The sequence below is a fragment of the Nostoc sp. genome (assembly GCF_036917395.1).
Lineage (GTDB): Bacteria > Cyanobacteriota > Cyanobacteriia > Cyanobacteriales > Nostocaceae > Nostoc.
Genome location: NZ_JBALDI010000078.1, coordinates 72,936 through 97,941, shown reverse-complemented (window position 1 = coordinate 97,941; position 25,006 = coordinate 72,936). Strand labels below are relative to the sequence as shown.

Below are 25,006 nucleotides of genomic sequence, written 5' to 3'. Positions count from 1 at the left end.
ATCATTCGCTGGTGGATCAAAAAAGGTTAAGGAGACAAGCAGATACAAGCCTGCTCTTACTTCCATGCTTTCCTACACTTGTATATATGATCGTCAAGCCGTCTCGAATTGACAGCGAACACTTACATGGTACTGGGAATCATCTTTGACGATGCGATTGCAATAAGCGATCGCCTCTCCATTTTTGGATCGCTCCTCTAAGCGCAAGTAAACTTGCCCTTGAAGCAATGTGTTGTCCACACAGATGAATCCAAGAAAAGCCAACAAATTGTCGTTGGCGAGCGTGACCAGATGAATTGACATAGTGATGCTGTTATGCTTTCAAAATGCAACATTTACCTCATTATTAAAAATACAGCATTTCCGAGCGCATTCCAAGCAATCTGGGATGAACACTCTTTAGTTTGCTTTATCGAATGGTATTTAACCTGGGGAGCAAAGCGAAAGATGGCAAGCAAACTCATTCTCCAAACTGCACGAGTTTCCCGATGTTGAAATCAATCCTTACCCAACCTTGTAACGGGCGCAAATTATCGAGTAATAGTAAAGGAATGTGCTAATTATGTACCATTAATAACGGTAGTAGGTTGTTAACTTCAAAGATTGCATCCTTTACTCGCAAAATATTTTTAAATCAATAATTGCAACTGCTTTAACGAGCTAATTTCATTAGACTTGTCCAGAATTTTAAAACTCAGTCTGTACAAGGGTTTTAAAGTTTGACTATATGTCTTCATTCAACGTAGCAATAAGGGTTTGGCATAGTTGATGATAGTTTAGAGAGAAAAAATAGGATTTTTAAATTTTGAGCGGGAACATGATTTATTATGCTGTACAATCCGCAGAAACTATATCCGGTAAATATTAGTATTTATAAAGATAAAATTTTATATTCTATCTTTACGCAAATTTAATTTTAGGACAGGTATATTAAATCTCTATTCGTGACTAAGCCGATAACTAGGCTTACTATTACTTAGGGGTTGCAGAGGTAGAGGTTTTATATTTTACGTCTTCTCCAAACTGGATGAGTTTCCCGATGCAAAAATCAATCCTCACCCAAGTTTTTAAGGAGCGCAAACTATCGAGTAACAATAAAGGAAAGTGCCAGTGATGTACCATTAAGAACGGTAGTGGGTCGTTAACTTCAAAGATTGCATCTTTTCCTCGCAAAATATTTTGAAACCACTTTTGCAACTGCTTAAACGATCTAATTTCATTAAGTCTCCAAAGTTCGTGATAAAGCCAATAAGTAGGCTTACTATCACTCAGGGGTTGCAGAGGTTCAGCCGGAGGTTCTTGATTGAGATAGGCATCCGCTAAACCTGGATGGTTGTAATACATTGTAATCGCCGAGTGAGCGCGAGCGTTGCACTCGATCGCATAAATTGTTCCATCTTCCGCCTGAATAAAGTCAAAAGAAAGTTGTCCAGTTAGTTGTAATTCTTTGACAAAATGACTCACCCACTCCTGAATTTCTGGGTGATCAACGTTTTCGTAATTGACTTGAAAAGCAGATGATTCGCAGCAGCAGTGTACCGTTAATTCACCGTTTCTCACTGTACTGTGAGTACAATATTCTGTTCCGGGAATAAACTCTTGCAATATCCAAGGGGTATCTTGACTAATTGGCTTACTTTTAACATGAAGCGCCATTTTTTCGGGAGACTCCATTGGTAGCTTAGTCAGATCCAAGCGTAAAACAGAGTCATAGACAATAGTTTTGAGAATGTATTTGCGCTTTTCGTTGGCAAAGTCGAATTTAAGAACTTGTTCGGGATCTGTAATTAGGAAGGTTTTCGGGACAGATAGCGAGAGTGAGCGGGCAATTTCTGCAAAGGTAAACTTGTTATCCAGCATCTTCATTGTATCAGCATCGAAGTGAAAATTCTCGCAATAGCCTGATAACACTGGCTTGCGCTCAGAGTCAAAGTAGCTGGCAGCAAAAATGCCTACCGGCACAAAAAAGTCTATGTTTTCTTTTTTAGCGATCGCCCGCACGGCTTGAGTATAGCCGTCTTTGTCTTCTTGCGAGTCAGGAACTGTGTAAAAGCCAGCCACAGAGTTGGAAAATCGATAACCACTGAACCAGTATTGGTGGAGATCAAATAAAATGACTCGATGCCCAGCAGCATGAAATGATCGCGCTAGCTGAAGGGTTTTGGTCATTCTACCGCCACCGATCAAGATATTTTTCGGATTCTCGTTCAAAACCACTTGTTTGCTGAACGGTCGGCTGAAAAAATTCCACAGTAACGATGCGAGTACGACGGTGCAGTTAAAGGGAAATGCGATCGCCAGTAATGCAAGAGTGCCCAAGTTTTGGAATATTGCAAAAATCTGCTCTCTCATAGTTGTAATTGTGACAAGTTAGTGATTAAGTGGCATGGCTAGATAAAAATAAAGGAAATAAGCAATATGTTGCATTAAATGCTTATTAGCTTCTTCCAAGTTAGAAGAAAGCTAATAAGGTGATTTGCCGGACATCAGTTTATGCTCAACGCTTGATTGATCATCATCGGAAATAACTCATTTAAAGGAATTCCCACTTTGTTCGCCGTACAGGAAATCACCGCATTGTGGTCAAAAATACAAAACAGCCCCGCTTCTAAGAACCAAGGTTGTCCCTGTGGGTCGATCCGGAAGTCAAATAAACTATAATGGCGACAGCCCAAAGCCAAATGACACTTTTTAACTTCTTCCTGAACCTTTTGGGTGATCGGGTCATTAATATCTACAATCCAACCTGGGACATAATTTTTAGCAGTTGAAGCCAAGTCGCCCTCGATGGGTATTTTGAATTTGTCAGTATAGCTGCGGATTGGTCTGTTTTGAGGGTCTATCTGATACTCTTCAAGGGGTAAACCGATTAGCTCCCCATCTTTGACAATGGCACCGCATCTGACTTCTCGACCGGCTTCAATGAATGTTTCTACAATCACCTCATCAGCAAATTCAAATGCTTTCTTCAAGGCAGCGTCATACTCACTCTTTTCTTTGACTAAGGACACCCCTAAAGAGTTGTCAGCATTTGCAGGTTTGATGACTACTGGAGGTGTAATTGTCGGAACGTCTCCTTGGCGGAGCAGTTCTCCAAAAGGTACTTTCACCCCTGCTGCTGCCACAATTGCTTTGGTTCTGGCTTTGTGAGCCGTTAATGCCATGACATCCGCAGTATTGCCTATGTAAGGGATCTTAAGCAGGTCGAATAGTGCCCGGTACTCAGTCATTCCAGGGAGACAAAACATTTGTGGCAACATAACGTCAATGTTTTGCGCTGTTATAAACTGTATGGCATCTAACAGAGAAACCGGTTTGGCGACAGCAATATCTTCAAGACTGAGAGAGGAAGGAAATCGCCACTGACCATCAGGTGTGATGTATGCAATCAGAAAGTCATAGAGCGATGAATCTGCTGTAGCCATTATACAGCTTAGGGCGTAATTACGTGACAATTCACAATAAAAATCATTGTATGCAGACCCAGCTAAATGAAGGATACGAAGTATTGCCATGATTCATCTTCTAGTTACTATTATATTTTATATAACAACTGCGATTGTAAAAAATAACTTGATGTGAGAAGATTTTGAAAATGGAATCGGAAACTCTAAAAACAAGAGTAATAGGTAAATTGCATCGCTATTTTACAATATAAATGTATTTTTAAACTGAATAATCATCAGTCGTTACTGGAGTTTGGATTAGTCAGAGTGCGAAACTGCTAAACAAATCAGATATAAAACTCTGTTCATAATCAATAGTTAGCACATGCAACTATTGATTATTAATAAAGTTCAGAGAGTATGGAATTTAGTCAAAGAATTTGCGTAGGCGTTCCTTGCGTGTCTCGAAGAGTTGCCCGTCGTAGACATCGCCTTTCCATTGGTGGGAAATTTTAGACTGGTTTCAACGATAAAGAAAATCTCTTGCATTGTTGGTGATTCCGTCAAACGGCTCAAAAAAGCCGAAACCTTATTGTGGCAGGGGCAAGCGGAGGCAGCCCAAGCTTTGTTTACCGATATTTTGGGTAAGCAGGCGAAGAATTTCTGTACTTATCTTGAGCGACATCGTTTGACAATTGACTAAAGATAGCGAAAATAAATATTTTTGTTGTAAAAAGACGATTGCAGACAATGTAACAATAGCGATCGCAAATACTTTTAGCCATACCCACCAGTGAACGCCCCTACCAATATCTCTGCACAAACTCAGAATCGCAAAGCCGATCACATTCGGATCTGTTTAGAGGAGGATGTTCAGTGTGATCAAATCACCAATGGACTAGAACGCTATCGCTTCACCCATTCTTGCTTACCCGAACTAAACCCCAACGATATTGATATCAGTACAACCTTCCTGGGGAAACACCTTGGCGCACCCTTGTTAATTTCTTCCATGACTGGCGGAACAGAACAAGCCGCAATCATTAACCAACGTTTGGCCGAAGTCGCGCAACACTACAAAATTGCAATGGGTGTTGGTTCCCAACGGGTAGCGGTGGAAAAACCCCAGGTGGCTGATACTTTTGCTGTCCGCAAGTATGCCCCCGATGTTCTGCTATTTGCGAACTTGGGCGCTGTGCAACTTAACTATAAGTACGGCTTAGATGAATGTTTGCGGGTAGTTGATATCTTAGAGGCTGATGCCCTGATTTTACATATTAACCCTCTACAAGAGTGCATTCAACCCAAAGGTGATACTAATTTTCGGGGTTTGCTTGACAAAATATCTAAATTATGCAGTAAAATGCCAGTACCAGTGATTGCGAAGGAAGTTGGTAACGGCATTTCAGCAGCGATCGCCGAGAAACTGATCGCCGCAGGGGTAGCAGCAATTGATGTGGCGGGTGCGGGGGGTACTTCTTGGGCAAAAGTAGAAAGTGAACGGGCAGAAAATCCCTTGCAACGTCGCTTAGGGAGAACTTTTGCCGATTGGGGTTTACCGACGGCAGAGTGCATTACAACTATTAGAGCGATCGCTCCAGATGTCCCCTTAATTGCTTCGGGAGGTTTGCGTCATGGATTGGATGTTGCAGCAGCGATCGCCTTGGGAGCAGATATAGCTGGTTTAGCAATGCCTTTTTTGCAAGCAGCAGCAACATCTGAAACAGCAGTAGCGGAACTCGCTGAAGTATTAATCGCTGAAATCACCACAGTCTTATTTTGCACTGGCAACGCCACCTTGTATCAGTTAAAGCACTCTGGCAGTTTACAGCGCATAGAATAAATTAAGTAGGTCATTGGGCATTGGGGAGCCAGCGCGGTCTTCTCCCATTCGTGAGAAGACTAGACTGCTGACGTTCCTACGTCACTACCGCTTGGCATCGATGACTAGCTAACGCTAATACCACAGCGCTGGCTCCCCAATGCCCAATGCCCAATGCCCAATGCCCAATGCCCAATGCCCAATGCCCAATAACTAATAACTAATGCGTAATTTTATCAAACAAACTTTTGCTAGTTTAGTTGGCACTTTACTAGGACTAATTATTTTCGGTGGTCTAGGAACCACTGGACTGTTCTTGCTAATAATGGCTGCTACCTCCTCTAAAGATAGTGGACCATATGTGAAAGATAAGTCAGTGCTGGTTTTTGACTTGTCGATGAAAATTACTGATAGCGAACCTAGTTCAGGCGAACTGTTTCAAAACACAATATCAGGTGTGGATGACGAAAGGATATCACTCCGCAAAGTTGTGGAAACTTTGGAAAAGGCGCGGCGCGATCCACGAATTGTCGGGATCTACCTGGATGCAACTAGCACAAGCCAAGTTAGTAATGTCGGCTATGCCTCCCTTAAAGAAATTCGGAAAGCGTTGGAGGAGTTTCGCGCTGCTGGGAAAAAGATTGTGGCCTATGGCAGTGATTGGAGTAAAAAGGAATATTACGTCAGTTCAGTGGCAGATTCCATTGTACTTAATCCTCTGGGAATGATGGAAGTCAACGGTTTGAGTTCACAATCGATGTTTTTAGCAGGAGGATTGCAGAAATATGGCATTGGTGTGCAAGTTGTGCGGGTGGGGAAATTTAAAGGAGCTGTTGAACCGTTTATCCTCACAAAATTGAGTCCAGAAAACCGGGAACAAACTCAGAAATTATTGGATGATGTTTGGGGAGAGTGGCGCACTGCTGTGGGCGCAAGTCGGAAAATTGAACCTAATCAGTTGCAAGCGATCGCAGATAATCAGGCGCTACTGGAAGCCACACAAGCCAAAACTAGCGGTTTAGTTGATCGAGTAGCATACCCCGATGAAGTTGTGACTGACCTTAAAAAGTTGACAAATAGTGATAAAGACGACAAAACATTCCGACAAATTAGCTTGAATAGCTACGCAGAAGTTTCCGGCAAATCTTTCGGTGTAGAACGGAACTCAAAAAATCAAATTGCCGTTGTTTATGCTGAGGGCGAGATTGTCGATGGTAAAGGTGATGATGGGCAAATAGGAGGCGATCGCTTTGCCAAAATCTTCAACAAACTCCGACAAGATAAGGCTGTGAAGGCTGTTGTATTACGGATTAATAGTCCTGGTGGTAGTGCTACCGCAGCTGAAGTGATGCAGCGAGAAGTGAAATTAACTCGTGAAGCGAAACCAGTTGTAGTCTCAATGGGTGATGTCGCCGCCTCTGGTGGTTATTGGATTGCTAGCGACTCTAACCGCATTTTTGCTGAACCAAATACCATTACAGGCTCAATAGGTGTATTTGGGTTGCTATTCAATGGGCAAAAGCTGGCGAATGATAATGGCATCACCTGGGATTCAGTGAAAACTGCACGCTATGCTGATAGTCAAACAGTTTCGCGTCCGAAATCGCCCCAAGAGTTGGCACTTTATCAGCGCAGTGTTAACCGCATTTATGATATGTTTCTGAATAAAGTTTCTCAAGGTCGGAAACTCCCAGAACAAAAAGTAGCAGAAATTGCCCAAGGAAGAGTTTGGTCGGGTGTGACGGCCAAAGAAATTGGTTTGGTGGATGAAATTGGCGGTTTGAAGACTGCGATCGCATATGCTGCCAAGCAGGCGAAACTAGGAGAAGACTGGGAAGTGCAAGAGTTTCCTCGCACTAACAACTTCGGAGAACGGTTTTTTGGGCGTGCAACTGAAGAGGCGCGGACTGCTTTAGGAATTGAGGGGGCGCAACTCAAACCATCTAATCCCCTTACCGCTGAATTCCAGAAACTGCAACAGGAAGTAGAGATTCTACAAAAGATGAACGATCCACAGGGGGTTTACGCCCGCTTGCCTTTCAACTTGAAAATTGAGTAGATACTTTTTTGAGCATCAGTAGGGGCGCAAGGCCTTGCGCCCCTACGACAGATGTGGTTCAAATATTTGAATTCTGCTGTAAAGTTAAATTCCTCACTTGCACCAATGACTATTTCAGCAGTTGTGTAGATAATGCATCCATCGCCCTGATGCCCACCGATAGTTTTGCCTTCTTGATCAAAGATAGCGATCTGCAAATGCACACTTGTAACAATACGGTTCACTTAATAAAATTGTAGGTTGGGTAGAACGAAGTAGAACCCAACAAAGTCACGGAAGTGTTGGGTTTCGTTCCTCAACCCAACCTATGCAAAAGTTGAGTTTTAGGCTTAACTAAACTGTATTGACTGTAGTTGCTGTTGTCCCATTGAGAGTGATGATTTCAAATTTTTTGATTAATACTGTACTAATGACTTGATTAGCAAAGCTAATTTTTGCTTTTTCTAGGCTACCAATGGCACTTAATATAAACCCTGCTTTGATCTCTTCCTGTTTGACAAAATTCTTTAAGCTTTGTTTTAAATCGTCATCCGGTTTTATTTAATCTGATCGCAAAACTTTTCATTAGTCAATAGTCTTTAATTAGTTGTTTAGGTAATATCTAGCAACTAAACATCATTAATTTTATCAGAAATTTTACTGAGCCATCCTCCCAATAAATATTATTAATATATACATAAATATTATCAGGATGCTGAATATGTCAGATTTACCGCTTCAGTGCCAAAATTTGAAAGAGCAGGTTGAATCTATATTACAACTTTTACAGCAAGAACCCACGCTACGTTCCCAAGATATTACACCTGTACAAACTTCTCTAAGTAAGGCGATTTCTCCCAAGTTTGAGATTGTGTTTGCGGGTGCATTTAGTGCTGGTAAATCAATGCTAATCAATGCACTGTTGGAGAGAGAATTACTGTACAGTGCAGAGGGACACGCTACAGGTACAGAATGCAAAATCGAGTATGCAGAAGTAGATCAAGAACGTGTTGTTTTGACGTTTTTAAGTGAAGTAGAGATTCGGGAACAAGCAGTTTATTTGTGTCAACAGCTAGGATTTAAGACAGTAACTAATATTAACAAAGTTGAGGTAATTAAGTTGCTATGTCAAGGTTGTGAAACTATTATTCACCAAGAAGGTGGTGAGAGTAAATCAGAACGTGCAAAACAGGCGAAGGCGTTAATATTATTGCTAGAGGGATATATAGCCAACCGCGATCGCATCAATACGGTTAAAAATGCTACATATTCAATGGAGCAATTTCACTTTTCTAACCTTAAAGAAGCTGCTGGATATGCGCGTCGTGGTAGTAATAGTGCAGTATTGAAGCGGATAGAATATTACTGTAATCATCCTTTACTAGAAGATGGTAATGTAATTATTGACACGCCGGGTATAGATGCACCAGTGGAGAAAGATGCACAACTAACTTATGCCAAAATTCAACATCCTGATACTTCAGCGGTGGTGTGTGTGCTAAAACCTGCTTCGGCGGGTGATATGACAAAAGAAGAAACAGAACTTTTGGAATTAATGCGGGAGAATGGGGGAGTACGCGATCGCGTTTTCTATATCTTCAACCGCATCGATGAAACTTGGTATAATACCCAACTACGGCAGCGATTAGATGATTTAATTAGTAGACAATTTGGTAATTCAAGCAAGGTTTATAAAACGAGTGGATTATTAGGATTTTACGGCAGTCAAATTAAACAGACAAGCCAACGAGATAGATTTGGTTTAGATTCTGTTTTTGCAGAAAGTATTAAAGGTTTAAATGGTAAAGAAGAAACACCACAATTTGTCTATGCGTTTAACAACTACTGTGTAAATTCAGGAAAGCTGTCTTCCAGTAAATTTCATGTCTCTGTTAACGGCTTTGAAACCCCAAATCAAAATTATGTGCGGATTCTGGGAGATTGGGGAAATGAACTGATAGAAAAGCTAATTAAAGATAGTGGTACTGAAGAATTTTGCACAGCTATAACTCGCTATCTTACAGAAGAAAAGCGTCCACAATTATTTAAAAATCTTGCTAATGATTTGGGAGATGTTTGTATTAAACTGAAAAAAAATTATCAAAGTGCCCAACGTAATTTAGATAGTCAGCCCCAAGAAATTGAGACGATGAAGGCACAAGAATTGCAACGTCTAAATCAGCAACTACAGCAAATTTGCAGAGAATTTATTGAGCATATCACAGAAGAAGTTAACCATGTAATTAATAACTCCTGTGATGCTTTTGAAGCAGATTTTAAGCAATTGCAATCACGAATGATTCGCCGTCTAGATGAATTGCTAGATACTTTTTCTGTAGCTTCTGCTTATCAACGTGCAACAATTAGTCATCCTCGCAATGCTACGGCACCTTTAATTGCTATTTTAGTAGAGGCATTTTATTACTTAGCAAATCAATTAGAAGATATTTTGGTTGAATCTTCTCAGCAAGTAATTGCCAATTTTTTTCAACGGTTGATTGAAAAGATTCGCAAGTCAGAATATTATCGCCAGTTGTATCGCTTGTTAGATAATGATGGTGGAATTGAACTAGAAATCAGAATTTTAGAAAAACTAGTTACTCAAGCACTGCTGAGTGCAGCTAGCGTAGAGTGCGATCGCTTCGTGCGAGAAAGTCCGAGATTTTATGATGAAGGCACTTTTTCTATATATCAATTTCGCCAGACTTTATTACAAACTTCTCAAAGTTACGATGCTGAAAGTATCGTAGAAGCAGAACCAGCAATTAGGCAATTATTGAAGTTAGATTTTGAACCAAAAGTTTCTCAAACTATTCGGAAATCTTTCCGTCAAACCATCAACCAAACACTCAAAACTCAGTTGTTACCAATGGCAGATCAGCAAGCAGATGCAATTTTGCAGCAATACCCACAGGCGCGTGCTTATTTAGAGAAAACACTGCAACAAGAAGCTGAAGAACAAATTGCGAATAATCGGCGATTATTGAGTGTTCTTGAAGAAAATATTGCCGGATATAATTCAGCAGCTTCTAGCATCAATAGTTGTTTACATGCGATGCAATTATCTGACCATTCTTTGCCTATAATTGGTGATTTATTTGACACTGATGCTAAGTTTGCTAATAATGGATTTGTGATTTCAGATGTGGTACAAGAGGTTTAATTTTAGATATTACAATCCTATTTGATGTGTGAAAATTCGCAGTGTTCAGATCCCCGACTTCTTAAAGAAGTCGGGGATCTAACTTTTTGATGAATGATTTAGGCTTGCGAAACCGAATCTACTCTTGGTTGGGTTTGAGTCTCCAGCAAAATTTGTCACTATTCCTAATCCCCAGTCTCCAACTTAATGGTTATGCTTATCAAGCGTCGGCAATTTCTCACAACCTGTGGACTAACTACCCTAGCCACCCAAATATCACCACTTACCGCCCAAGGTAAGCTATCCCCAAACACCATCCGCAAGCCGCCCCGCCTCCAAGTGGGCGATACCATAGGATTAATCGCCCCTGCGGGTATCGTTGATGTCAAAGACATTGAAGCAGCGCAGCAATGCATTCCACAGTTAGGATTAAAAGTCAAGCTAGGGAAACATATTTTAGATCGTTATGGCTATTTAGCGGGGAAAGATGCCGATCGCGCTGATGATATAAACTTGATGTTTAGCGATCGCACCATAAAAGCAATTATTCCCATGCGCGGTGGCTGGGGTTGTAATCGCATTTTACCCCTACTCAACTACTCGCTGATTCGTTCCCATCCAAAAATTCTCATCGGGTACAGCGATATTACAACGCTATTGTTAGCAATTAATGCCCGTAGTCAAATGATTACTTTTCATGGGCCAGTTGCTACCTCTACCTGGAATCAGTTTACAGTGGATTACTTCAAGCGCATCCTATTTAATGGTGAAGCGGTGACTATGCAAAATCTCAACCCTAGCGAAGTGCGGGTAGAGATAATAGCACCGGGAAAGGCGAGGGGTAAACTTGTAGGTGGAAACTTATCAGTACTATCAGCGATGGTTGGTTCACCTTACCTACCTTCTTGGAACAAAAGCATTCTGTTTGTGGAAGAAATTGGCGAGGATGTTTATCGTGTAGATAGGATGCTGACGCAATTAAAAACTGCTGGAATACTGAATCAAATTGCTGGCTTTATCTTTGGGCAATGCACTAAATGTAGTCTTGGAGATGAACCGTCATTTACATTAATGCAAGTATTGCAACAACACATACTTCCTTTAAATATCCCTGCTTGGTACGGTTCAATGATTGGTCATATAAAGGATAAATTTACCTTGCCAATCGGTGTAGAAGTGGAAATAAATGCTGAACTTGGAACAATACGAATGTTAGAGGCGGCTGTTAGCCTTGTGTGAAGGAGGCAGGAGGTTAGAATATAAAAATAGTGACTCACATTTTATCTAATATGTAGGGGCAATTCATGAATTGCCCCTACGGATAAATCAAGGCTTTCACTGCCTTTTTGCCTATTGTATCAAGTTTGGGAATGCTTACTTATGACCACCAAACCATTTAGAGGCGATCGCTCCTAAAGCTGCTCCGACCACTGGATTACTGAGAAACTTAATCAGCGCTGGTTGTTCAGCCATCACTTCTCGGAAGATATCAGGATGGCTATGATATGTGAAAGATGCAAGTTTGCTCAGGTCATCTGCATTCACATGGTTAGGGTTATGAGTAGAAAGTCCCAAGTCTTTCTCTAGATGGCGCTCGTCTAGACCTCTTTGCTTTAAGTGCTTGAAAAATGCCCGTGCAACATCATCCCGTTCGTTAGGCTTAATCTGAGCGATCGCCTTCTGCAATTCTGGCTCCATCTGGCTGGGAGGAATGCTGTTATGGTTGAAAGACCGACCAAATAATTGACGACGTTCTTCGTGGGATGAGCGTTGAGCAAAATCATCAAAATTTTGGTATTCCTTGGTTGGATCAGATGAAACATCATCTAAAGACTCTATATTACCGTGAGCCAACTCGTTGAGGATTTCGTGTTTATACTTGTCACTGCTGCTCATTTTAAATGTCTCCTTTTCTACTTACAATCAACTTGAATTAATTCAGGTTTCCCTAAAATCGTGAGTCGTTATTTATAGTCAATTTGCTGAGATTGCACATCATACTGAGCCGTCAAAATCAGTTTTTTGTCTGGTGCATACATCAAAACTTTTAAGTCTTGATTCGGGAAATTTTGGTGAAAACCTTGGAGTAAGGATTTTGCTAATGGTCGCACTTCGGTCGGACGAACTTGAGGTGCAATCACGACACCTAACTTATTGTTGTCACGTACATAAGCATCCTGGACAATTCCCTTGGCTGTAGCGACAACCCAGTTCCCAAAATCTTGACCCTGTACACTGTTACCGCGTGACAACAAGGCATAGTCGGCACTCTGACTGATTCCAGGCGTTAATTGAGTTGGTTGTTTAGCTTGAACAGTACCACTACAAGCGGCAGTCGTTGTTACTACTAATACCAATACTAAAGCTGTTAAAACCCGACGAAACTGTTGAATTATTTTCAATTTAAGCACCTCATCTAAACTAATGACTTTTCTGCAATATCAATCTTCTGAAAGTATTTGAGTAGAAGTAGGTAGAAAACCCACTCTTACTAACTCAAATGCAATGACCTTTGTAGTTTAAGTAGGTTAACCCCGGTCAGTTTTATTCTCTATTCGAGTTCCATCAGTGTTAACATCTAATTCTTCGCGTCGAATCGTTTCTTGAGCTTCAACGGTTTCTTTGTCTACAACTTTCTGCACTTTGACTTCTTCGCGCAAAAAAGCTTCCTTATGGATGTCTGCAACTTCTTCATAGAGGTCTATATGCGCTACCTCGCCCTCGTCAAAGTCAGTCGCTTCAGCAGACACAACTTTGCCTGCATCTTGAGGAGTAACTCGCTCAATCACGACTCGCTCTTTTTCCACCGGAACAGCAACTCTTGCAGTTTCGGTTTCAACATGCTTACTAATCGAGACTTCTCCGCTTTTTCGGCGCTGTTTATTAGCAACTAGCCTTTCTTGGTAAAGTTTGAAAGTTTGGTCTTCGTGAGCGCTGACATCATACAGATCCGCGTCGTGTGCGTAGGTATAGTTGTCAGGACTTGGAGTAGTGCGGCCAACTGTCGATGCTAGCGCAGCTGAACTTTCTACAGACGGTGTACGATATCCTCCACGCACCTGTTCTTCATAGTCGTAGTCAAGTGTTGTATGCTCTTGATATTCAGGTAAATTTTCCGCTTGCTCTCTAGTTATACCAACGACATATACACGGTTTGCTGTAGAGTCAATACGCGATTTTCCTACTGGTAGTAAGACTTTTTTGCCAAAAATCCAAAAGCCGATGTCAACAATTAAATAGCGGAATTCTCCTTGGTCGTCTACTACAGCATCATTTACTGTGCCTATCTTCTCATCAGTTCCTTGAACATACACACCCATTCCTTTGATGTCATTGCCTTCAATAGTATTATGGTAGTCTGTATCAAATTCACTTATTTTCTGGAGTGGCATTCTTTTATTCCTTAAAATCTTGCTGTGTCTTTTTTATAAATTACACAATTTAGTTTAGGTAAATCTTCTGTCCGAGGATTGACTTCAATCATCTTAATATTTAATCAATCGAAGTAATTAAATATAGTTTTATAACCCAAAAGTATGAGATAGGATAAGGCTTTTAGTATTGATGTATTACTCTCAATGAGATGGATTATAACTAAAACTTTATAACTTTCGTGACTAGTTTCTAGCATTTATGTGACTACTTACTAGCAGTAGATTTTAATTCTAAATTTAGCTAAATCGATACATACCATCAAAACTAGCTAGTTTAATATGTTTATTAATACCTTACACTTAAATCAAATATCCTTACATTCTTAAAGATTTACTGCCTGAAGTTGTAATGCTTGCTCTATCACTCTTGTTGAAAACAGAATTTATTCCAAAAGATTGATGATAAGTAAATCTAAAAATGCCTAAATATTATTAAAGTCCTAATAAATTTGCAAACAAATATTTACCTGTGCTGCTAAGGAGCAATAAGGAAAAATAATGGACTTAAGTGTACATCAGCGTGCTATAGGCGTATTTACTCATCATCGGGATGCAAACAAGCGCTGCATAAATTGATAAATTGTGGCTAAGTGTAAACTTTAAAACTGCTCTCATTGCAGAAAATCAGGAGATAATTATGGATACAGAATTAGAGCAACAGCAGTATGTCGATACTGTTTCCCAAAACCAGATAAAAGCACTTAAAGGTTCAGAGTCTGGAAACCTGCCAATGTTGCCACCCGCCTCGAAAAATGAAGAACAATGGCAAATAATTGGTAAACAGATTTCTATATTTTTGGCAAAAATACCTGAGTACATAGGTAGATTCTACCAAGAATACAAACTACCGATTATCAGCTTTGCTTTGCTTGTGATAACGGTTACGGCACTAAGAATTTTTCTAGCGGTACTCAACGCAATAAGTGATATTCCACTAGTTTCTCAATTTCTCCAATTAATTGGACTTGGTTACACAATTTGGTTTACTTTCCGCTATTTGCTCACAGATTCCACTCGGCAAGAATTAACAGCAGAAATTCGCTTGCTTAAAAAACAAATTCTAGACACAGAAGAATCACAGACTTTAAGCTAACTAAAGTATAGTGGCGAATCCAGTGTACTTTAACTTTCGGTCAAGTAAAACTCGGCTTTTTACTTGAGCATTGTATAGAACTGTAGACTCTTATACCACGTCAGCTAAATTAGCAGGAAAAGAAAATGTATGATCAAGACAAATAGATTAGCTTCGCTGACAACAACAGTATTTCTTTCAACATTGCTAACAGTCCCGCTGCTTAATAGCTGCGGCGGAGGTTCCCGAAATGCTGCGCCACCTCCAATTGACGATAGTGTTGGTAGAAATTTAAATAATCCCGCCCCCGTAAATCAACCCCAAGCTAGGAGGGGATTGAGTACAGGGCAGAAAGTGGCAATATTGGCAGGAGCCGCTGGACTTTTCTACCTCTACAATCAGCGAAAAAATGCCCAAGGAACAGGAGCGCAGGGGAAATACTACCTTTCTAAGAATGGGCGTGTTTACTATCGAGATGCTCAACGTCGCCCTGTCTGGGTAACAGCGCCACAAGAGGGCATTCGTGTTCCACAGGAGGAGGCACAACAATACCGGGACTTTCAAGGATATAATAACAGTCCCACAGGGCGAGACTTAAGGGGTTTGGGTGAAGGTACTGTTCCAACAAATTAATTTTTGTACATATTATAAATAGATGGCGTTTAACCGTCATTCTATTTATTAATAGAAACTTTTTTCCATATATCAGGAATCTGCACAAGAAGCCTTCAGTCGGATGTCACCACAAGAGCGGATGCAGTTTGGTCGCTCTCTTCAAACTTGAATTTTCCCGATCTAAACCAAGATGGTATAGACGATCGCTTTCAAGACCCAAATTATCTTGCTCAAACGACAGGCCGGGTTCACCAGCAACAACCAGATATACTCAGTCAAATTATGAGTGGTGCTGCGGGGAGCTTTACAGGTGGTCAAGGTGGTAACATTATGAGTAATCCATTAGCTAAGGGAGCGATCGCTGGTATCGCGGCTCTAGCTGTCAAAAAGTTAATGCAAAGAGGCAATCAAGGAAATTCCGGGCAGTATGGTAATATCCACCCAGCTAGCGAAGACCCGTATAGAGATCCCGCTGACCAACAGTACCGTTAGTAACGATCAAGCAGCAAAGCTGCAATTCGTAATTGATAATTTGTAATTCGTAATTACAATCAGTGAAAGCTTGAACTCATCACTGATAATTATGGTCAAGTAAAATCAGTTTTTTTACTTGACCACTTTTTATTAGATTGGTATCACCTGGTGTCAAATATCTTACATTGTTGGTGGTTGTTTAAAGCGACTCAAAGCGGCTGAGAGTTTATTCTAGCAAGGTCAAGTAGAAGAAACTCAGGCTTTATTTCATCATTGTAAATTATTTACGTAAGTAGTAAATTTGTATAAAAATGACTTATTTAACAAAAATATTATATAGTAAACTTCTGCATTTATTTCACCAGGTAATGAGAATTACCATTTCCCGTAATCCAAATTCAAAAGAAACTAATGTTGCTCTTGATGAAGAATCTCTAAAAGACCCAACTACTCAATTATCAAAGCAAATTCCTCTTCAAGACAGAGTTAATAAAGATGAGCAAAAATTACAATTAAATTACCAGTATTCAGCAAAACCTCGGCAATTCAAAAAAGCTTCTTTATTTACTGATAGTAAGACTAATGTTGCTGCCTTGTCGCTAGTTTTGTATGGAGTTGCTGAAGTCTTATCTCAAAAAATGAATCTGTCATGGAATCAAGTAAATAATACTTTTAGTTACGAAAAAGAAGCTGAAACCGGAAAAGGAAAAATCTTTTATAAGGCAGTATTCGTCCTGCCTCCTGCCTCTCTTGTTAATATTTTGATAGACAGTATGCATTTCTCCTCGCTATGTTACGACTAACAGAAGTAAAGCTTCCGCTCGATCATCCTGAAGATGAGATCAAGACTGCTATCCTCAAAAAGCTGCAAATCACGCCCCAAGAATTGATCAGCTATTCCATCTTCAAGCGTAGCTACGATGCCCGTAAGAAAGGAGAGATTGCCCTTGTTTATATTCTGGATGTAGAAACGACTCAGGAAACTCATTTACTCAAGCGCCTGAAAAAAGATCCCCATGTGATTGCCACGCCAGACATGAGTTATCGCCCAGTGGCACAAGCACCTAGCAATTTGGCAATTCGCCCCATCATTATTGGTACAGGGCCTAGCGGCTTGTTTGCGGGTTTGATGCTGGCGCAAATGGGCTTTTGTCCAATCATTTTAGAACGTGGCAAACAAGTCCGCGATCGCACCGTTGATACCTTTAACTTTTGGAAGAAAAAATCAGACTTCAACCCAGAATCCAATGTCCAGTTTGGCGAAGGTGGTGCGGGTACATTCTCCGATGGCAAACTCTACAGTCAAGTCAAAGATCCTCAGCATTATGGGCGCAAGGTGTTGACCGAACTCGTAAATGCGGGAGCCTCACCAGAAATTCTCTATATCAACAAACCGCATATCGGCACTTTCAAACTGGTGGGAATCGTCCAAAGTATGCGTGCCCAAATCGAATCCCTCGGTGGCGAGATTCGTTTTCAAAGTCGGGTGGAAGATATCAACATCGAAAATGGACAGGTGCGGGGAGTCACCCTCGCCAGTGGGGAATATATCGCCAGCGATTATGTGGTTCTGGCAGTAGGTCACAGCGCCCGCGATACCTTCCAAATGCTATTTGAGCGTGGGGTTTACATAGAGCCTAAACCTTTTTCCATCGGCTTTCGAGTCGAACATCCCCAGTCTCTGATCGACCAATGTCGTTTCGGCACTCAGGCGGGTCATAAGATTTTAGGTGCTGCCGATTACAAACTGGTTCACCACTGCCAAAATGGTCGTTCTGTCTATAGTTTCTGTATGTGTCCAGGGGGCTTGGTAGTTGCAGCCGCATCCGAGCCGGGGCGACTTGTTACCAATGGAATGAGCCAATACTCTCGCAATGAGCGCAATGCTAATAGTGCGATCGTTGTGGGCATTACCCCCGAAGATTATCCGGGAAATGCCTTAGCGGGAATTGACTTCCAACGGCGCTTGGAAGAACGGGCTTTTGAATTGGGCGGTGGAACTTATGAAGCTCCAGGGCAGTTGGTGGGAGACTTTCTCAACCATCGCCCCTCTACAGCATTGGGCACAGTTAAGCCGTCTTATACACCTGGGGTACATTTGGGTGATTTGAGTCAGAGTTTACCAGATTATGCGATCGCAGCCATCCGTGAAGCACTTCCCGCTTTTGACAAACAAATTAAAGGATTTGCGATGGACGATGCTGTGTTGACTGGGGTGGAAACCCGCACGTCATCACCGATTCGGATTAAACGCCAAGAGGATTATCAAAGTTTAAATACAGTCGGTCTTTATCCGGCTGGTGAAGGTGCGGGATACGCAGGGGGAATTCTCTCGGCTGGTATCGATGGTATCAAGGTAGCGGAGGCGGTGGCTTTAAGTATTTTGAGGAATTGCGATCGTAAAATCTGAAATAGTGAATGCGGTACCTACGGTAAGCTGCCAAGAGCGTAAAGTACGAGTAGTTGAAAGCATTCAGAAGATCGGATTAAGTGACATACTCCACTTTCAGGACAAGCGCCTTACCCCTAGCTGTCTAATACTTATCCGAACTGTATTGGAGGATGACTTAACGAATTGATTTGAGGGATGAGATTCTATTATTCACCTTACCAAGGTTTCCACGAGCCTCATCTGGTCCTACATCAATATATTCACCTGTGAAGTTTTTGTCTGCGTAGAATCTCCACTTTTGACCATTGTTGACTTGAATAGCTGAGGCTTTGTTGTTGAATCCAAACTTAGTTAAATCTGCCACAGCATTGTTTGTATCAAATGATGCTCCTTTTCCAATTTGCTGATCCCATAAAGTTACATCTGTTACAGTCTGTGAAGATTGTGCCAATACACTTGTGTGGTAAATGGCAAATCCACCTATGGAACTGGCAATTAAAACTGCCAAAAGTGTGAATTTATTATTCAGCATTACTGGATTCATGATGTTTTTTCCTATTTTGTAAGTGAAACTTGACTTCTATATATTTATCGGTGTGAGGAATCAATATTATGCATTTAGTGGGAAAAAATTTATTTTTGCCAAGCTGTACTAGCAGTCCACCTGCATAAAGTTTTTACAATTTCTCTATCTTTAAATCACAACTTAATTTCAGTTGAGCTTTATACAGCAAATACACATATACCTGCTTCTCTAACTAATTAGCTCCCTGAGTGTAGATATTCCTGATTTGGCACAGAAATGACTTCTATATTAGACAAGTCCTAATGTCTTTTTTAGTCACTACATTAAGTGCATTTATAATAGCTTGATCTAACTTATGATAAGTTTTGGCAACTTGCGAACGTAATACAAATTATTTAGCTTTAGGTGTTTTTATTCTTATTTGTACCCCCTGAACGTTTACAATTAATTTAATGGCAACCTAACTAGTGCGTCACACACTTACAGGTGTAATCTTGCATATATAGCAGATTTCAAGTTTGTGAGGTACAAAAATACCCCACCCGCACTGTCGCGCACCCTCTCCGATGCTTTGGGGAGGGTTGGGAAGGGGTGTACTTAATTTACTTGCAAAGAACTGTAAACTCCTCACTCGCTGAGAAAATTAATTGAATGGTAACAGAATTACAGTAATGATGAACAAATTCAAATATTTTTCCATCTTATTTTTATATATCCTTTTGATGGACGGAGCGACTGTAAATATTTCTGCCCAGGCTGCTGGAAGTAAAGTTTTAGTAACGGCTCAAAACGAATCTCTCAACAAATCGGATATTGATAAAGTTATCGCTTTTTATGAATGGGCATTTTCAGCAAAATTCACTAGCGAACAGCGCAATGAATATCAGTCAATCAAATTAAATGAGTTTCGCAAAGACCCAGATAGAACCAGAAAAAGCATTGACAATTTAATTTCCAATTATACCCAAGCTCGTGCTAAGAATGAAGAGGAACAAAGCCGGATTCGGCAGGCATTTAACGGAGATTTTGTAGGGCAATTGCGAAATTTACCGAATGATCCAGAAGCCAAACTTTTGCTGTCTGTTTACGATAGCGCACACGCGGCTGAAACCGCTTCAAATGATGCTGGTGATTCATCTGGTAGCGTTGGAGATATTTCGTCTCTAGTTGGAAAATGGGTTTGGGCGCATACCGGAAACAGTGCTATAAGCACGAGTGGTACATATATCGGATCAAACGGTTCGCGTTTCACTTATCAATTTATGCCGAACGCAACGGTCGAATTTACGGGAATAATGAACGTAATGAACGGCAGCTGCAACCAGCAAATTTTCCAATCTAAAAAAGGAAAAGTCAGTCTGAGCGGCAGTACGATGACAATTAACTGGTCTCCGGCAACTTTCACTCGTGACTTTTCGTGTGACAGAGCGAACAACTACACAAAAACTCTGCCTGCTGAAAACGAAACTTATCAGGTTAAATTCAAAACCGATCTGGGTCAGAAACAGCTTTGTCTAATAAGTAAGGATGAAACCTGTTTCAGCCCGACAAAGTAGGGCAAATGACAAAGCAAGCTTTACTCGTTTACTCAACTAGCTAGATTGTCAATTTCTTTAAGGCGATCGCAATACTTACGGTAAACTGCGAAGATCGCAAAGTCCAAGTAGTTGAGAGCGATCGCCTTAAACAGACTACAAACCGGAAATCGCAAAATCTGAGCTATTTTGTATCAATTCTAATATCAAGCCCCACCTAGATACTTTCGAGGTAGGGCTTTTGTTTTTATGTCTGGAGTCAATATACAATCATGTCTCAAGTGCGATGGCGTACACGCCCGCTTTATAGCGATCGCAGTCGGGAATTTATCCGATTGTTAAAGCTGGTTCTTTACAGAAGTTAAATAGGGCTGACTCAGTTTCTGATTCATCTTCAAATACAGCAGAGATGTACCATTCACAGGGCGAACCATTCGTATATTCAGCCCAAGCAATTGTTGCTGTTTGACCTGATGGAATCCCTGACTCACCCAAGCTAAATGAAGCCCACTCCTGATCATCGACAGATACCCATAACTCTGTAATTGTCAGTTCGGTTTTATTGGTAACGGTAAAGGTGAATAGGTCTGACATAAATAGCCTTTTGGCAATAAATAAATTGCAGATTGTCAGTAATAGATCATACTGGTACTTTTTTAAAGCATTTGTGATCTTAACTGTCAGAATCTATGCTCAGAGAAGGGTCGAAGTTTTTTTAGCTCAACTTAAATTTATGAAACAGGATTAAAAATCTCACTGACTCTATATGAGTCTATTGAGATAGCCAATGCTACACAAGAGCGGATTTAGGTTACAGCTTTCACAAACTCCGACAATACAGCACATCCCTAATGTCACTAAATTTTGAGGCAATGTATTTTTTACTGAGCAGAAGTAGTTGAGAGCGATCGCCTTAAACATACTACAAACCAGAAATCGCAAAATCTGATCGATTCTGTCTTAGTACAGTTTTGCATAAAAGCGTAGTGTTTTTAATGCAGGGGGATGCATTGGCATTGCGGCCAACGCATTAACATTGTATCGGGATGCATTGGCATTGCGACCAACGCATTAACATTGTATCGGGATGCATTGGCATTGCGGCCAACGCATTAACATTGTATCGGGATGCATTGGCATTGTGACCGACGCATTAACATTGTATCGGGATGCATTGGCATTGCGGCCAACGCATTAACATTGTATCGGGATGCATTGGCATTGCAAGGTATTACCAAATTTAATTCGCTAGGAATTAATGAAATATGAACTCTACTTAGTACAACTCATATTTCATTAACTGACAGGGCAGCGTTCCGTTGTACACTGCAATCCGCTGGGATGATTTTAGTCCAATCGATTGAGACAGTTCTTTGTTGCCACTCAGGACAAACGCAGTCCAGCCTTTGAAGCGTTGTTTCAAGACATCGCCCAAAAGTTTGTAAAATGCTCCCAAATCACTATCTCGCCCCAGGCGTTCGCCATAGGGTGGATTGCAGAATAAAACCCCACTGTCTGCGGGGGCGACAACATCAGCAAGCTCCATTTGAGAAAACCATACATGGTTATCAACGCCGCAGTTTTGAGCATTGTTAATTGCTTGCTCGATTATATTTTCATCGCGATCGCTTCCCCAAATAGGCGCGGGAAGGGTATCCAGTTGGCTGTCCTTAGCTTCTTCGAGCAGCTTTTCTAAAAGGGACAGATCAAAATCGAGCCAAGTTTCAAACCCAAAGCACTCACGAAACAGCCCTGGTGCTATGTTCAGTGCCTTTAAGCTAGCTTCTAAGGGTAAAGTGCCAGATCCACAGAGAGGATCATAGAACATCTGGTTTGGCTGCCAACCCGAAAGTTGAATCAGGGCAGCAGCCAGAGATTCCTTGAGAGGGGCTGATCCAACCGCAGGGCGGTAGCCTCGGCGATGCAAACTATTTCCAGAACTGTCGAGTTTAACGGTACAACTATCGCGTTCAATATGAACATTGATCCGCACATCTGGGTCATGCAGCTCTACATTTGAACGCTCGCCCAGATTTTCTTGCTGCTGGTCAACGATCGCATTTTTGACTTGGAGAGATGTGAAGTGGGAGTGGTTGAGGCGATCGTTTTTGCCCGTGACATTCACCGCCAGCGTCATGTCTGGCGTCAAATAGTTTTGCCAATCAATGGTCTGGATGCCGCGATAGAGATCCTTGGCATCAAGGCATGGAAACTCATGGATGTTCACCAAGATTCGGAACGGCAGCCTAGCCCAGAGGTTGACGCGATAAAGCAGGGTGCGATCGCCCTCAAAGGCTACACCGCAAAACCCTGGCTCTACCGAATGGGCACCCAGTTGCTCTAACTCCTGAGCTGCAAGGCTTTCTAATCCGCGAGCAACGGTTGCAAAATACTGATTCATCCTCTAATCCAAAGCATTGTCTTCATTGCTGACCAATTGACGCACTTTAGCTTAACTCATATCTTGTGACATTCTCTCTCGTTAAGTCTGCGATTATAACGTTAGTAGGGTACAACGACAGAACTAGCCCAAACAAGCGTGAGCATATGTACTATCAAAGTTTTTACGGCATTTCAGGTATTGGCTGGAATTGAGCAAAGAATTTATGCATTAAACTCCAAATTTTTGGACTTTAAATTAAGTGATGCCTACGCAATCGCCAAAATATTAAGATTAGGTTAAAAAATCATTTATTTCATAGTACAAACGTTCACCTTGAAAGGGCTACTTCTGAACGAATTAAGTAACTCAGCATCACAAGTTCCAGAGAAACGGAATTAAGGCTGAGTTAGGACACAAAAAATATTTTTTGAAAGAGATTATATTTCTTCAGTTGAAGTACTATCTTAAATCAATCAACCCTGCTAGTATCAGCCTGAAATAGCATTTTTGCACTTTGCAATACAACCCATTAATTAAATCTAGTCAGAGGAATAAACTATGACTTTAATATCTGATATTGTTCTAATACAAGACTTAACAGCGTCAGATGATCACGAATTGGTCGAGTTAAAAGCTGAACTTCCGGCGACGGTGAATCGGTTAACCAACCCGCTTTTAGCAAGTATCTTTGGTCGTGACCTGAAATTTGGTATTGCCTCTTTCAAGGATAAGCCGATTCCGCCTTTTGGCGGTTACGCTGACTATGTATATCAAGCAGAAGTCCCTTTGACAAATAATGTAACAACAGTTAAAGACAAAATTTTTGGCTTTGAAGCTTTTGGTGGCAATGATGGGCCGGAATCACAATTAGACGCACTCTTGTACGCAGCCTTAGATAGCGGTGGCAGCCTTGGTTACAGAGTAGGTTCATTTCGTGTTGTTTTCCTAGCCACTGATAGTGTTTATCATGTTGCCGGCGATCGGGCAGCAGTTAGTCCAAGTGATACTATTGCTAATAATGGAGATGGTGTAATTGATCCTTATGAAGATTATCCAGAGATTGGACAAGTAAAAACTGCGCTAGAAGCAAATAACATTATTCCGATTTTTTTAACTACAAGTAATGTTGTAACCGATTACGAGAAACTAATTACTAAGCTTGGTCGAGGTGATGTACTGACTCTTGGTTCTAAAAGTGAGAATGTTGCTGATGCCATAAAAGAGGCAATTGCTCGATCCAGAAATGTGATAAGTACTGATGTCGTTACGACAAATGCTGATGATACCTTTAATAGGAGGGATTTTTCACCTGGTAATAAGGTTATTTTTGCTGAGGGCGGTAATGACAGTATTTCGCTTTCTGGTGTTGCTGGGAACCATTACATTGATGGGGGGGCCGGTTCTGACACCCTTTTTGGTGGATCTGGTGCCGACAGAATAGATGGGGGTAGTGATGACGACAAACTCGTGGGGGGCAAGGGTGATGATATTCTCTTTGGCAGTAGTGGAAAAGATACTCTGATCGGTGGCAACGGCAACGATTACCTCCAGGGAGATAGTGGGGACGACATCTTAATAGGAGGCGCAGGTTCAGATAAGTTTGCATTTGCAACCGGATCAAAGTTTGATATTAGGGAACTCGGAGTTGATACTATTAATGACTTCACTCCTGATCAAGACAAGATCCAACTATCGCAATATACCTTTACCGCTCTTAGTAACTCGGTTTTCCCAACTGCATTAAATTCTACAGATTTTGCCACAGTGACGAACGATAGTTTAGCAGCAGTTAGTAGTGCTAAGATTGTTTACAATAGGGTTAATGGTAGTCTCTTTTATAACCCCAATGGTTCAGCGGATGGTTTTGCTGATATTAATTCGGGGGGTAAATTTGCACAATTGGGTGCTACCTCCTTTCCGGCTCTAACTACCGCTAGTTTTGAGGTAGTTTTGTGATTGAGTTAGTTTAATTTTCAACTTCACACAAACGACTTCCAACGAATAAAGTACTTAGTCATTGATAATAATCATTGGAGAGTGTGATCAGTCAGTGCTGCATCACACGCTCCACACACCCCCGCTATAAGCCAATACGCTTCGGTTAAGGCTATGCAGTCCTAATAACAAAGAAAACAGGGGGCTGTCACCAAGGGCAAACTAAACGGTGTAGTTTCAATGTGCCTCAAG

General features: G+C 41.2%; 22 protein-coding genes and 1 pseudogene. 12 read left to right on the top strand and 11 right to left on the bottom strand.

The features are described from left to right. Window positions 1–93: 93 nt before the first annotated feature. The 3 genes from V7K46_RS26900 to V7K46_RS26890 form a co-directional block, all read right to left on the bottom strand. The gene (locus V7K46_RS26900; protein WP_335118631.1) at window positions 94–303 is read right to left on the bottom strand and encodes a hypothetical protein; all 210 of its coding nucleotides are present in this window, start codon (window positions 301–303) and stop codon (window positions 94–96) included. Between the two features lie 669 nt (window positions 304–972). After that, a complete protein-coding gene (locus tag V7K46_RS26895; protein ID WP_335118629.1) occupies window positions 973–2,352 on the bottom strand; it encodes an ATP-grasp enzyme in 1,380 nt (459 codons plus the stop codon). A 134-nt stretch (window positions 2,353–2,486) separates the two neighbouring features. Then, window positions 2,487–3,515 (bottom strand): D-alanine--D-alanine ligase family protein, encoded by a 1,029-nt coding sequence (locus V7K46_RS26890; RefSeq protein WP_335118627.1) that lies wholly within the window; start codon window positions 3,513–3,515, stop codon window positions 2,487–2,489. 377 nt (window positions 3,516–3,892) lie between these two features. On the opposite strand from V7K46_RS26890, the pseudogene V7K46_RS26885 reads away from it, so the two are divergent. From V7K46_RS26885 to sppA, 3 genes and pseudogenes are all read left to right on the top strand, one after another. Next, window positions 3,893–4,071 (top strand): annotated as a pseudogene (locus V7K46_RS26885) (ISKra4 family transposase); the annotation flags it as partial. A 108-nt stretch (window positions 4,072–4,179) separates the two neighbouring features. After that, the gene (fni, locus tag V7K46_RS26880; protein WP_335118625.1) at window positions 4,180–5,229 is read left to right on the top strand and encodes a type 2 isopentenyl-diphosphate Delta-isomerase; all 1,050 of its coding nucleotides are present in this window, start codon (window positions 4,180–4,182) and stop codon (window positions 5,227–5,229) included. A gap of 202 nt (window positions 5,230–5,431) precedes the next feature. Continuing rightward, window positions 5,432–7,267 carry a signal peptide peptidase SppA gene (gene sppA / locus V7K46_RS26875; RefSeq protein WP_335118623.1) on the top strand — a complete coding sequence of 612 codons (1,836 nt, stop codon included), beginning with the start codon at window positions 5,432–5,434 and terminating at the stop codon, window positions 7,265–7,267. Here sppA and V7K46_RS26870 read toward each other — a convergent pair. Further along, window positions 7,231–7,470 (bottom strand): PCC domain-containing protein, encoded by a 240-nt coding sequence (locus V7K46_RS26870; protein ID WP_335118812.1) that lies wholly within the window; start codon window positions 7,468–7,470, stop codon window positions 7,231–7,233. The two genes, sppA and V7K46_RS26870, sit on opposite strands and share 37 nt — an antisense overlap. Window positions 7,471–7,600: 130 nt before the next feature. Beyond that, window positions 7,601–7,807: a PPC domain-containing DNA-binding protein gene (locus V7K46_RS26865; protein WP_442939877.1), complete on the bottom strand. Its 207-nt coding sequence runs from the start codon at window positions 7,805–7,807 to the stop codon at window positions 7,601–7,603. A gap of 160 nt (window positions 7,808–7,967) precedes the next feature. Here V7K46_RS26865 and V7K46_RS26860 point away from each other — a divergent pair, with 160 nt between their 5' ends. Together V7K46_RS26860 and V7K46_RS26855 are read left to right on the top strand one after the other, a co-directional pair. Then, on the top strand, window positions 7,968–10,409 hold the full coding sequence (locus V7K46_RS26860) for a dynamin-like GTPase family protein (RefSeq protein WP_335118621.1): 2,442 nt from the start codon (window positions 7,968–7,970) through the stop codon (window positions 10,407–10,409). A gap of 192 nt (window positions 10,410–10,601) precedes the next feature. Next, on the top strand, window positions 10,602–11,627 hold the full coding sequence (locus tag V7K46_RS26855; protein WP_335118619.1) for a S66 peptidase family protein: 1,026 nt from the start codon (window positions 10,602–10,604) through the stop codon (window positions 11,625–11,627). Between the two features lie 135 nt (window positions 11,628–11,762). Here the strand turns inward: V7K46_RS26855 and V7K46_RS26850 are convergent, their stop codons facing one another. The 3 genes from V7K46_RS26850 to V7K46_RS26840 all read right to left on the bottom strand — a co-directional run bounded on the left by V7K46_RS26850 (window position 11,763) and on the right by V7K46_RS26840 (window position 13,780). After that, on the bottom strand, window positions 11,763–12,284 hold the full coding sequence (locus V7K46_RS26850) for a hypothetical protein (protein WP_335118617.1): 522 nt from the start codon (window positions 12,282–12,284) through the stop codon (window positions 11,763–11,765). Between the two features lie 68 nt (window positions 12,285–12,352). Then, window positions 12,353–12,790 (bottom strand): hypothetical protein, encoded by a 438-nt coding sequence (locus V7K46_RS26845; protein WP_335118615.1) that lies wholly within the window; start codon window positions 12,788–12,790, stop codon window positions 12,353–12,355. Window positions 12,791–12,916: 126 nt separating this feature from the next. Continuing rightward, window positions 12,917–13,780, bottom strand: coding sequence for a DUF2382 domain-containing protein (locus tag V7K46_RS26840; protein WP_335118613.1), 864 nt, complete (start codon window positions 13,778–13,780; stop codon window positions 12,917–12,919). Between the two features lie 679 nt (window positions 13,781–14,459). On the opposite strand from V7K46_RS26840, the gene V7K46_RS26835 reads away from it, so the two are divergent. The 5 genes from V7K46_RS26835 (at window position 14,460) to V7K46_RS26815 (ending at window position 18,393) form a co-directional block, all read left to right on the top strand. Beyond that, complete coding sequence (locus V7K46_RS26835) at window positions 14,460–14,915, top strand: CAAD domain-containing protein (protein ID WP_335118611.1); 456 nt, start codon at window positions 14,460–14,462, stop codon at window positions 14,913–14,915. A gap of 129 nt (window positions 14,916–15,044) precedes the next feature. Further along, complete coding sequence (locus tag V7K46_RS26830; protein WP_335118609.1) at window positions 15,045–15,527, top strand: hypothetical protein; 483 nt, start codon at window positions 15,045–15,047, stop codon at window positions 15,525–15,527. Window positions 15,528–15,674: 147 nt separating this feature from the next. Beyond that, window positions 15,675–16,001 carry a hypothetical protein gene (locus V7K46_RS26825; protein WP_335118607.1) on the top strand — a complete coding sequence of 109 codons (327 nt, stop codon included), beginning with the start codon at window positions 15,675–15,677 and terminating at the stop codon, window positions 15,999–16,001. A gap of 293 nt (window positions 16,002–16,294) precedes the next feature. Continuing rightward, a complete protein-coding gene (locus V7K46_RS26820) occupies window positions 16,295–16,786 on the top strand; it encodes a hypothetical protein (protein ID WP_335118605.1) in 492 nt (163 codons plus the stop codon). Continuing rightward, window positions 16,774–18,393 carry an NAD(P)/FAD-dependent oxidoreductase gene (locus tag V7K46_RS26815; protein ID WP_335118603.1) on the top strand — a complete coding sequence of 540 codons (1,620 nt, stop codon included), beginning with the start codon at window positions 16,774–16,776 and terminating at the stop codon, window positions 18,391–18,393. Before V7K46_RS26820 ends, V7K46_RS26815 begins: the two co-directional genes overlap by 13 nt. A 157-nt stretch (window positions 18,394–18,550) precedes the next feature. Here V7K46_RS26815 and V7K46_RS26810 read toward each other — a convergent pair whose 3' ends face one another. Beyond that, complete coding sequence (locus tag V7K46_RS26810) at window positions 18,551–18,919, bottom strand: peptidase inhibitor family I36 protein (protein ID WP_335118601.1); 369 nt, start codon at window positions 18,917–18,919, stop codon at window positions 18,551–18,553. A 653-nt stretch (window positions 18,920–19,572) separates the two neighbouring features. Between V7K46_RS26810 and V7K46_RS26805 the strand changes: the two genes are divergently transcribed. Further along, entirely contained in the window at window positions 19,573–20,457 is an 885-nt protein-coding gene (locus V7K46_RS26805; RefSeq protein WP_335118599.1) for a hypothetical protein, read from the top strand. Window positions 20,458–20,763: 306 nt separating this feature from the next. Here the strand turns inward: V7K46_RS26805 and V7K46_RS26800 are convergent, their stop codons facing one another. Together V7K46_RS26800 and V7K46_RS26795 are read right to left on the bottom strand one after the other, a co-directional pair. Then, window positions 20,764–21,030 (bottom strand): hypothetical protein, encoded by a 267-nt coding sequence (locus V7K46_RS26800; RefSeq protein WP_273767019.1) that lies wholly within the window; start codon window positions 21,028–21,030, stop codon window positions 20,764–20,766. Window positions 21,031–21,712: 682 nt separating this feature from the next. Then, window positions 21,713–22,837 (bottom strand): THUMP domain-containing class I SAM-dependent RNA methyltransferase, encoded by a 1,125-nt coding sequence (locus V7K46_RS26795; RefSeq protein ID WP_335118597.1) that lies wholly within the window; start codon window positions 22,835–22,837, stop codon window positions 21,713–21,715. A 540-nt stretch (window positions 22,838–23,377) separates the two neighbouring features. Between V7K46_RS26795 and V7K46_RS26790 the strand changes: the two genes are divergently transcribed. Continuing rightward, complete coding sequence (locus tag V7K46_RS26790) at window positions 23,378–24,775, top strand: hypothetical protein (protein ID WP_335118595.1); 1,398 nt, start codon at window positions 23,378–23,380, stop codon at window positions 24,773–24,775. Window positions 24,776–25,006: the final 231 nt, after the last annotated feature.

What these genes read in the sequence shown, in the direction of transcription:
- V7K46_RS26900 (WP_335118631.1), bottom strand. Translation starts at nt 303, where the DNA reads ATGTCAATTCATCTGGTCACGCTCGCCAACGACAATTTGTTGGCTTTT.
- V7K46_RS26895 (WP_335118629.1), bottom strand. Translation starts at nt 2,352, where the DNA reads ATGAGAGAGCAGATTTTTGCAATATTCCAAAACTTGGGCACTCTTGCA.
- V7K46_RS26890 (WP_335118627.1), bottom strand. Translation starts at nt 3,515, where the DNA reads ATGGCAATACTTCGTATCCTTCATTTAGCTGGGTCTGCATACAATGAT.
- sppA (WP_335118623.1), top strand. Translation starts at nt 5,432, where the DNA reads ATGCGTAATTTTATCAAACAAACTTTTGCTAGTTTAGTTGGCACTTTA.
- V7K46_RS26860 (WP_335118621.1), top strand. Translation starts at nt 7,968, where the DNA reads ATGTCAGATTTACCGCTTCAGTGCCAAAATTTGAAAGAGCAGGTTGAA.
- V7K46_RS26855 (WP_335118619.1), top strand. Translation starts at nt 10,602, where the DNA reads ATGCTTATCAAGCGTCGGCAATTTCTCACAACCTGTGGACTAACTACC.
- V7K46_RS26850 (WP_335118617.1), bottom strand. Translation starts at nt 12,284, where the DNA reads ATGAGCAGCAGTGACAAGTATAAACACGAAATCCTCAACGAGTTGGCT.
- V7K46_RS26840 (WP_335118613.1), bottom strand. Translation starts at nt 13,780, where the DNA reads ATGCCACTCCAGAAAATAAGTGAATTTGATACAGACTACCATAATACT.
- V7K46_RS26835 (WP_335118611.1), top strand. Translation starts at nt 14,460, where the DNA reads ATGGATACAGAATTAGAGCAACAGCAGTATGTCGATACTGTTTCCCAA.
- V7K46_RS26830 (WP_335118609.1), top strand. Translation starts at nt 15,045, where the DNA reads ATGATCAAGACAAATAGATTAGCTTCGCTGACAACAACAGTATTTCTT.
- V7K46_RS26820 (WP_335118605.1), top strand. Translation starts at nt 16,295, where the DNA reads ATGACTTATTTAACAAAAATATTATATAGTAAACTTCTGCATTTATTT.
- V7K46_RS26815 (WP_335118603.1), top strand. Translation starts at nt 16,774, where the DNA reads ATGTTACGACTAACAGAAGTAAAGCTTCCGCTCGATCATCCTGAAGAT.
- V7K46_RS26810 (WP_335118601.1), bottom strand. Translation starts at nt 18,919, where the DNA reads ATGAATCCAGTAATGCTGAATAATAAATTCACACTTTTGGCAGTTTTA.
- V7K46_RS26805 (WP_335118599.1), top strand. Translation starts at nt 19,573, where the DNA reads ATGATGAACAAATTCAAATATTTTTCCATCTTATTTTTATATATCCTT.
- V7K46_RS26800 (WP_273767019.1), bottom strand. Translation starts at nt 21,030, where the DNA reads ATGTCAGACCTATTCACCTTTACCGTTACCAATAAAACCGAACTGACA.
- V7K46_RS26795 (WP_335118597.1), bottom strand. Translation starts at nt 22,837, where the DNA reads ATGAATCAGTATTTTGCAACCGTTGCTCGCGGATTAGAAAGCCTTGCA.
- V7K46_RS26790 (WP_335118595.1), top strand. Translation starts at nt 23,378, where the DNA reads ATGACTTTAATATCTGATATTGTTCTAATACAAGACTTAACAGCGTCA.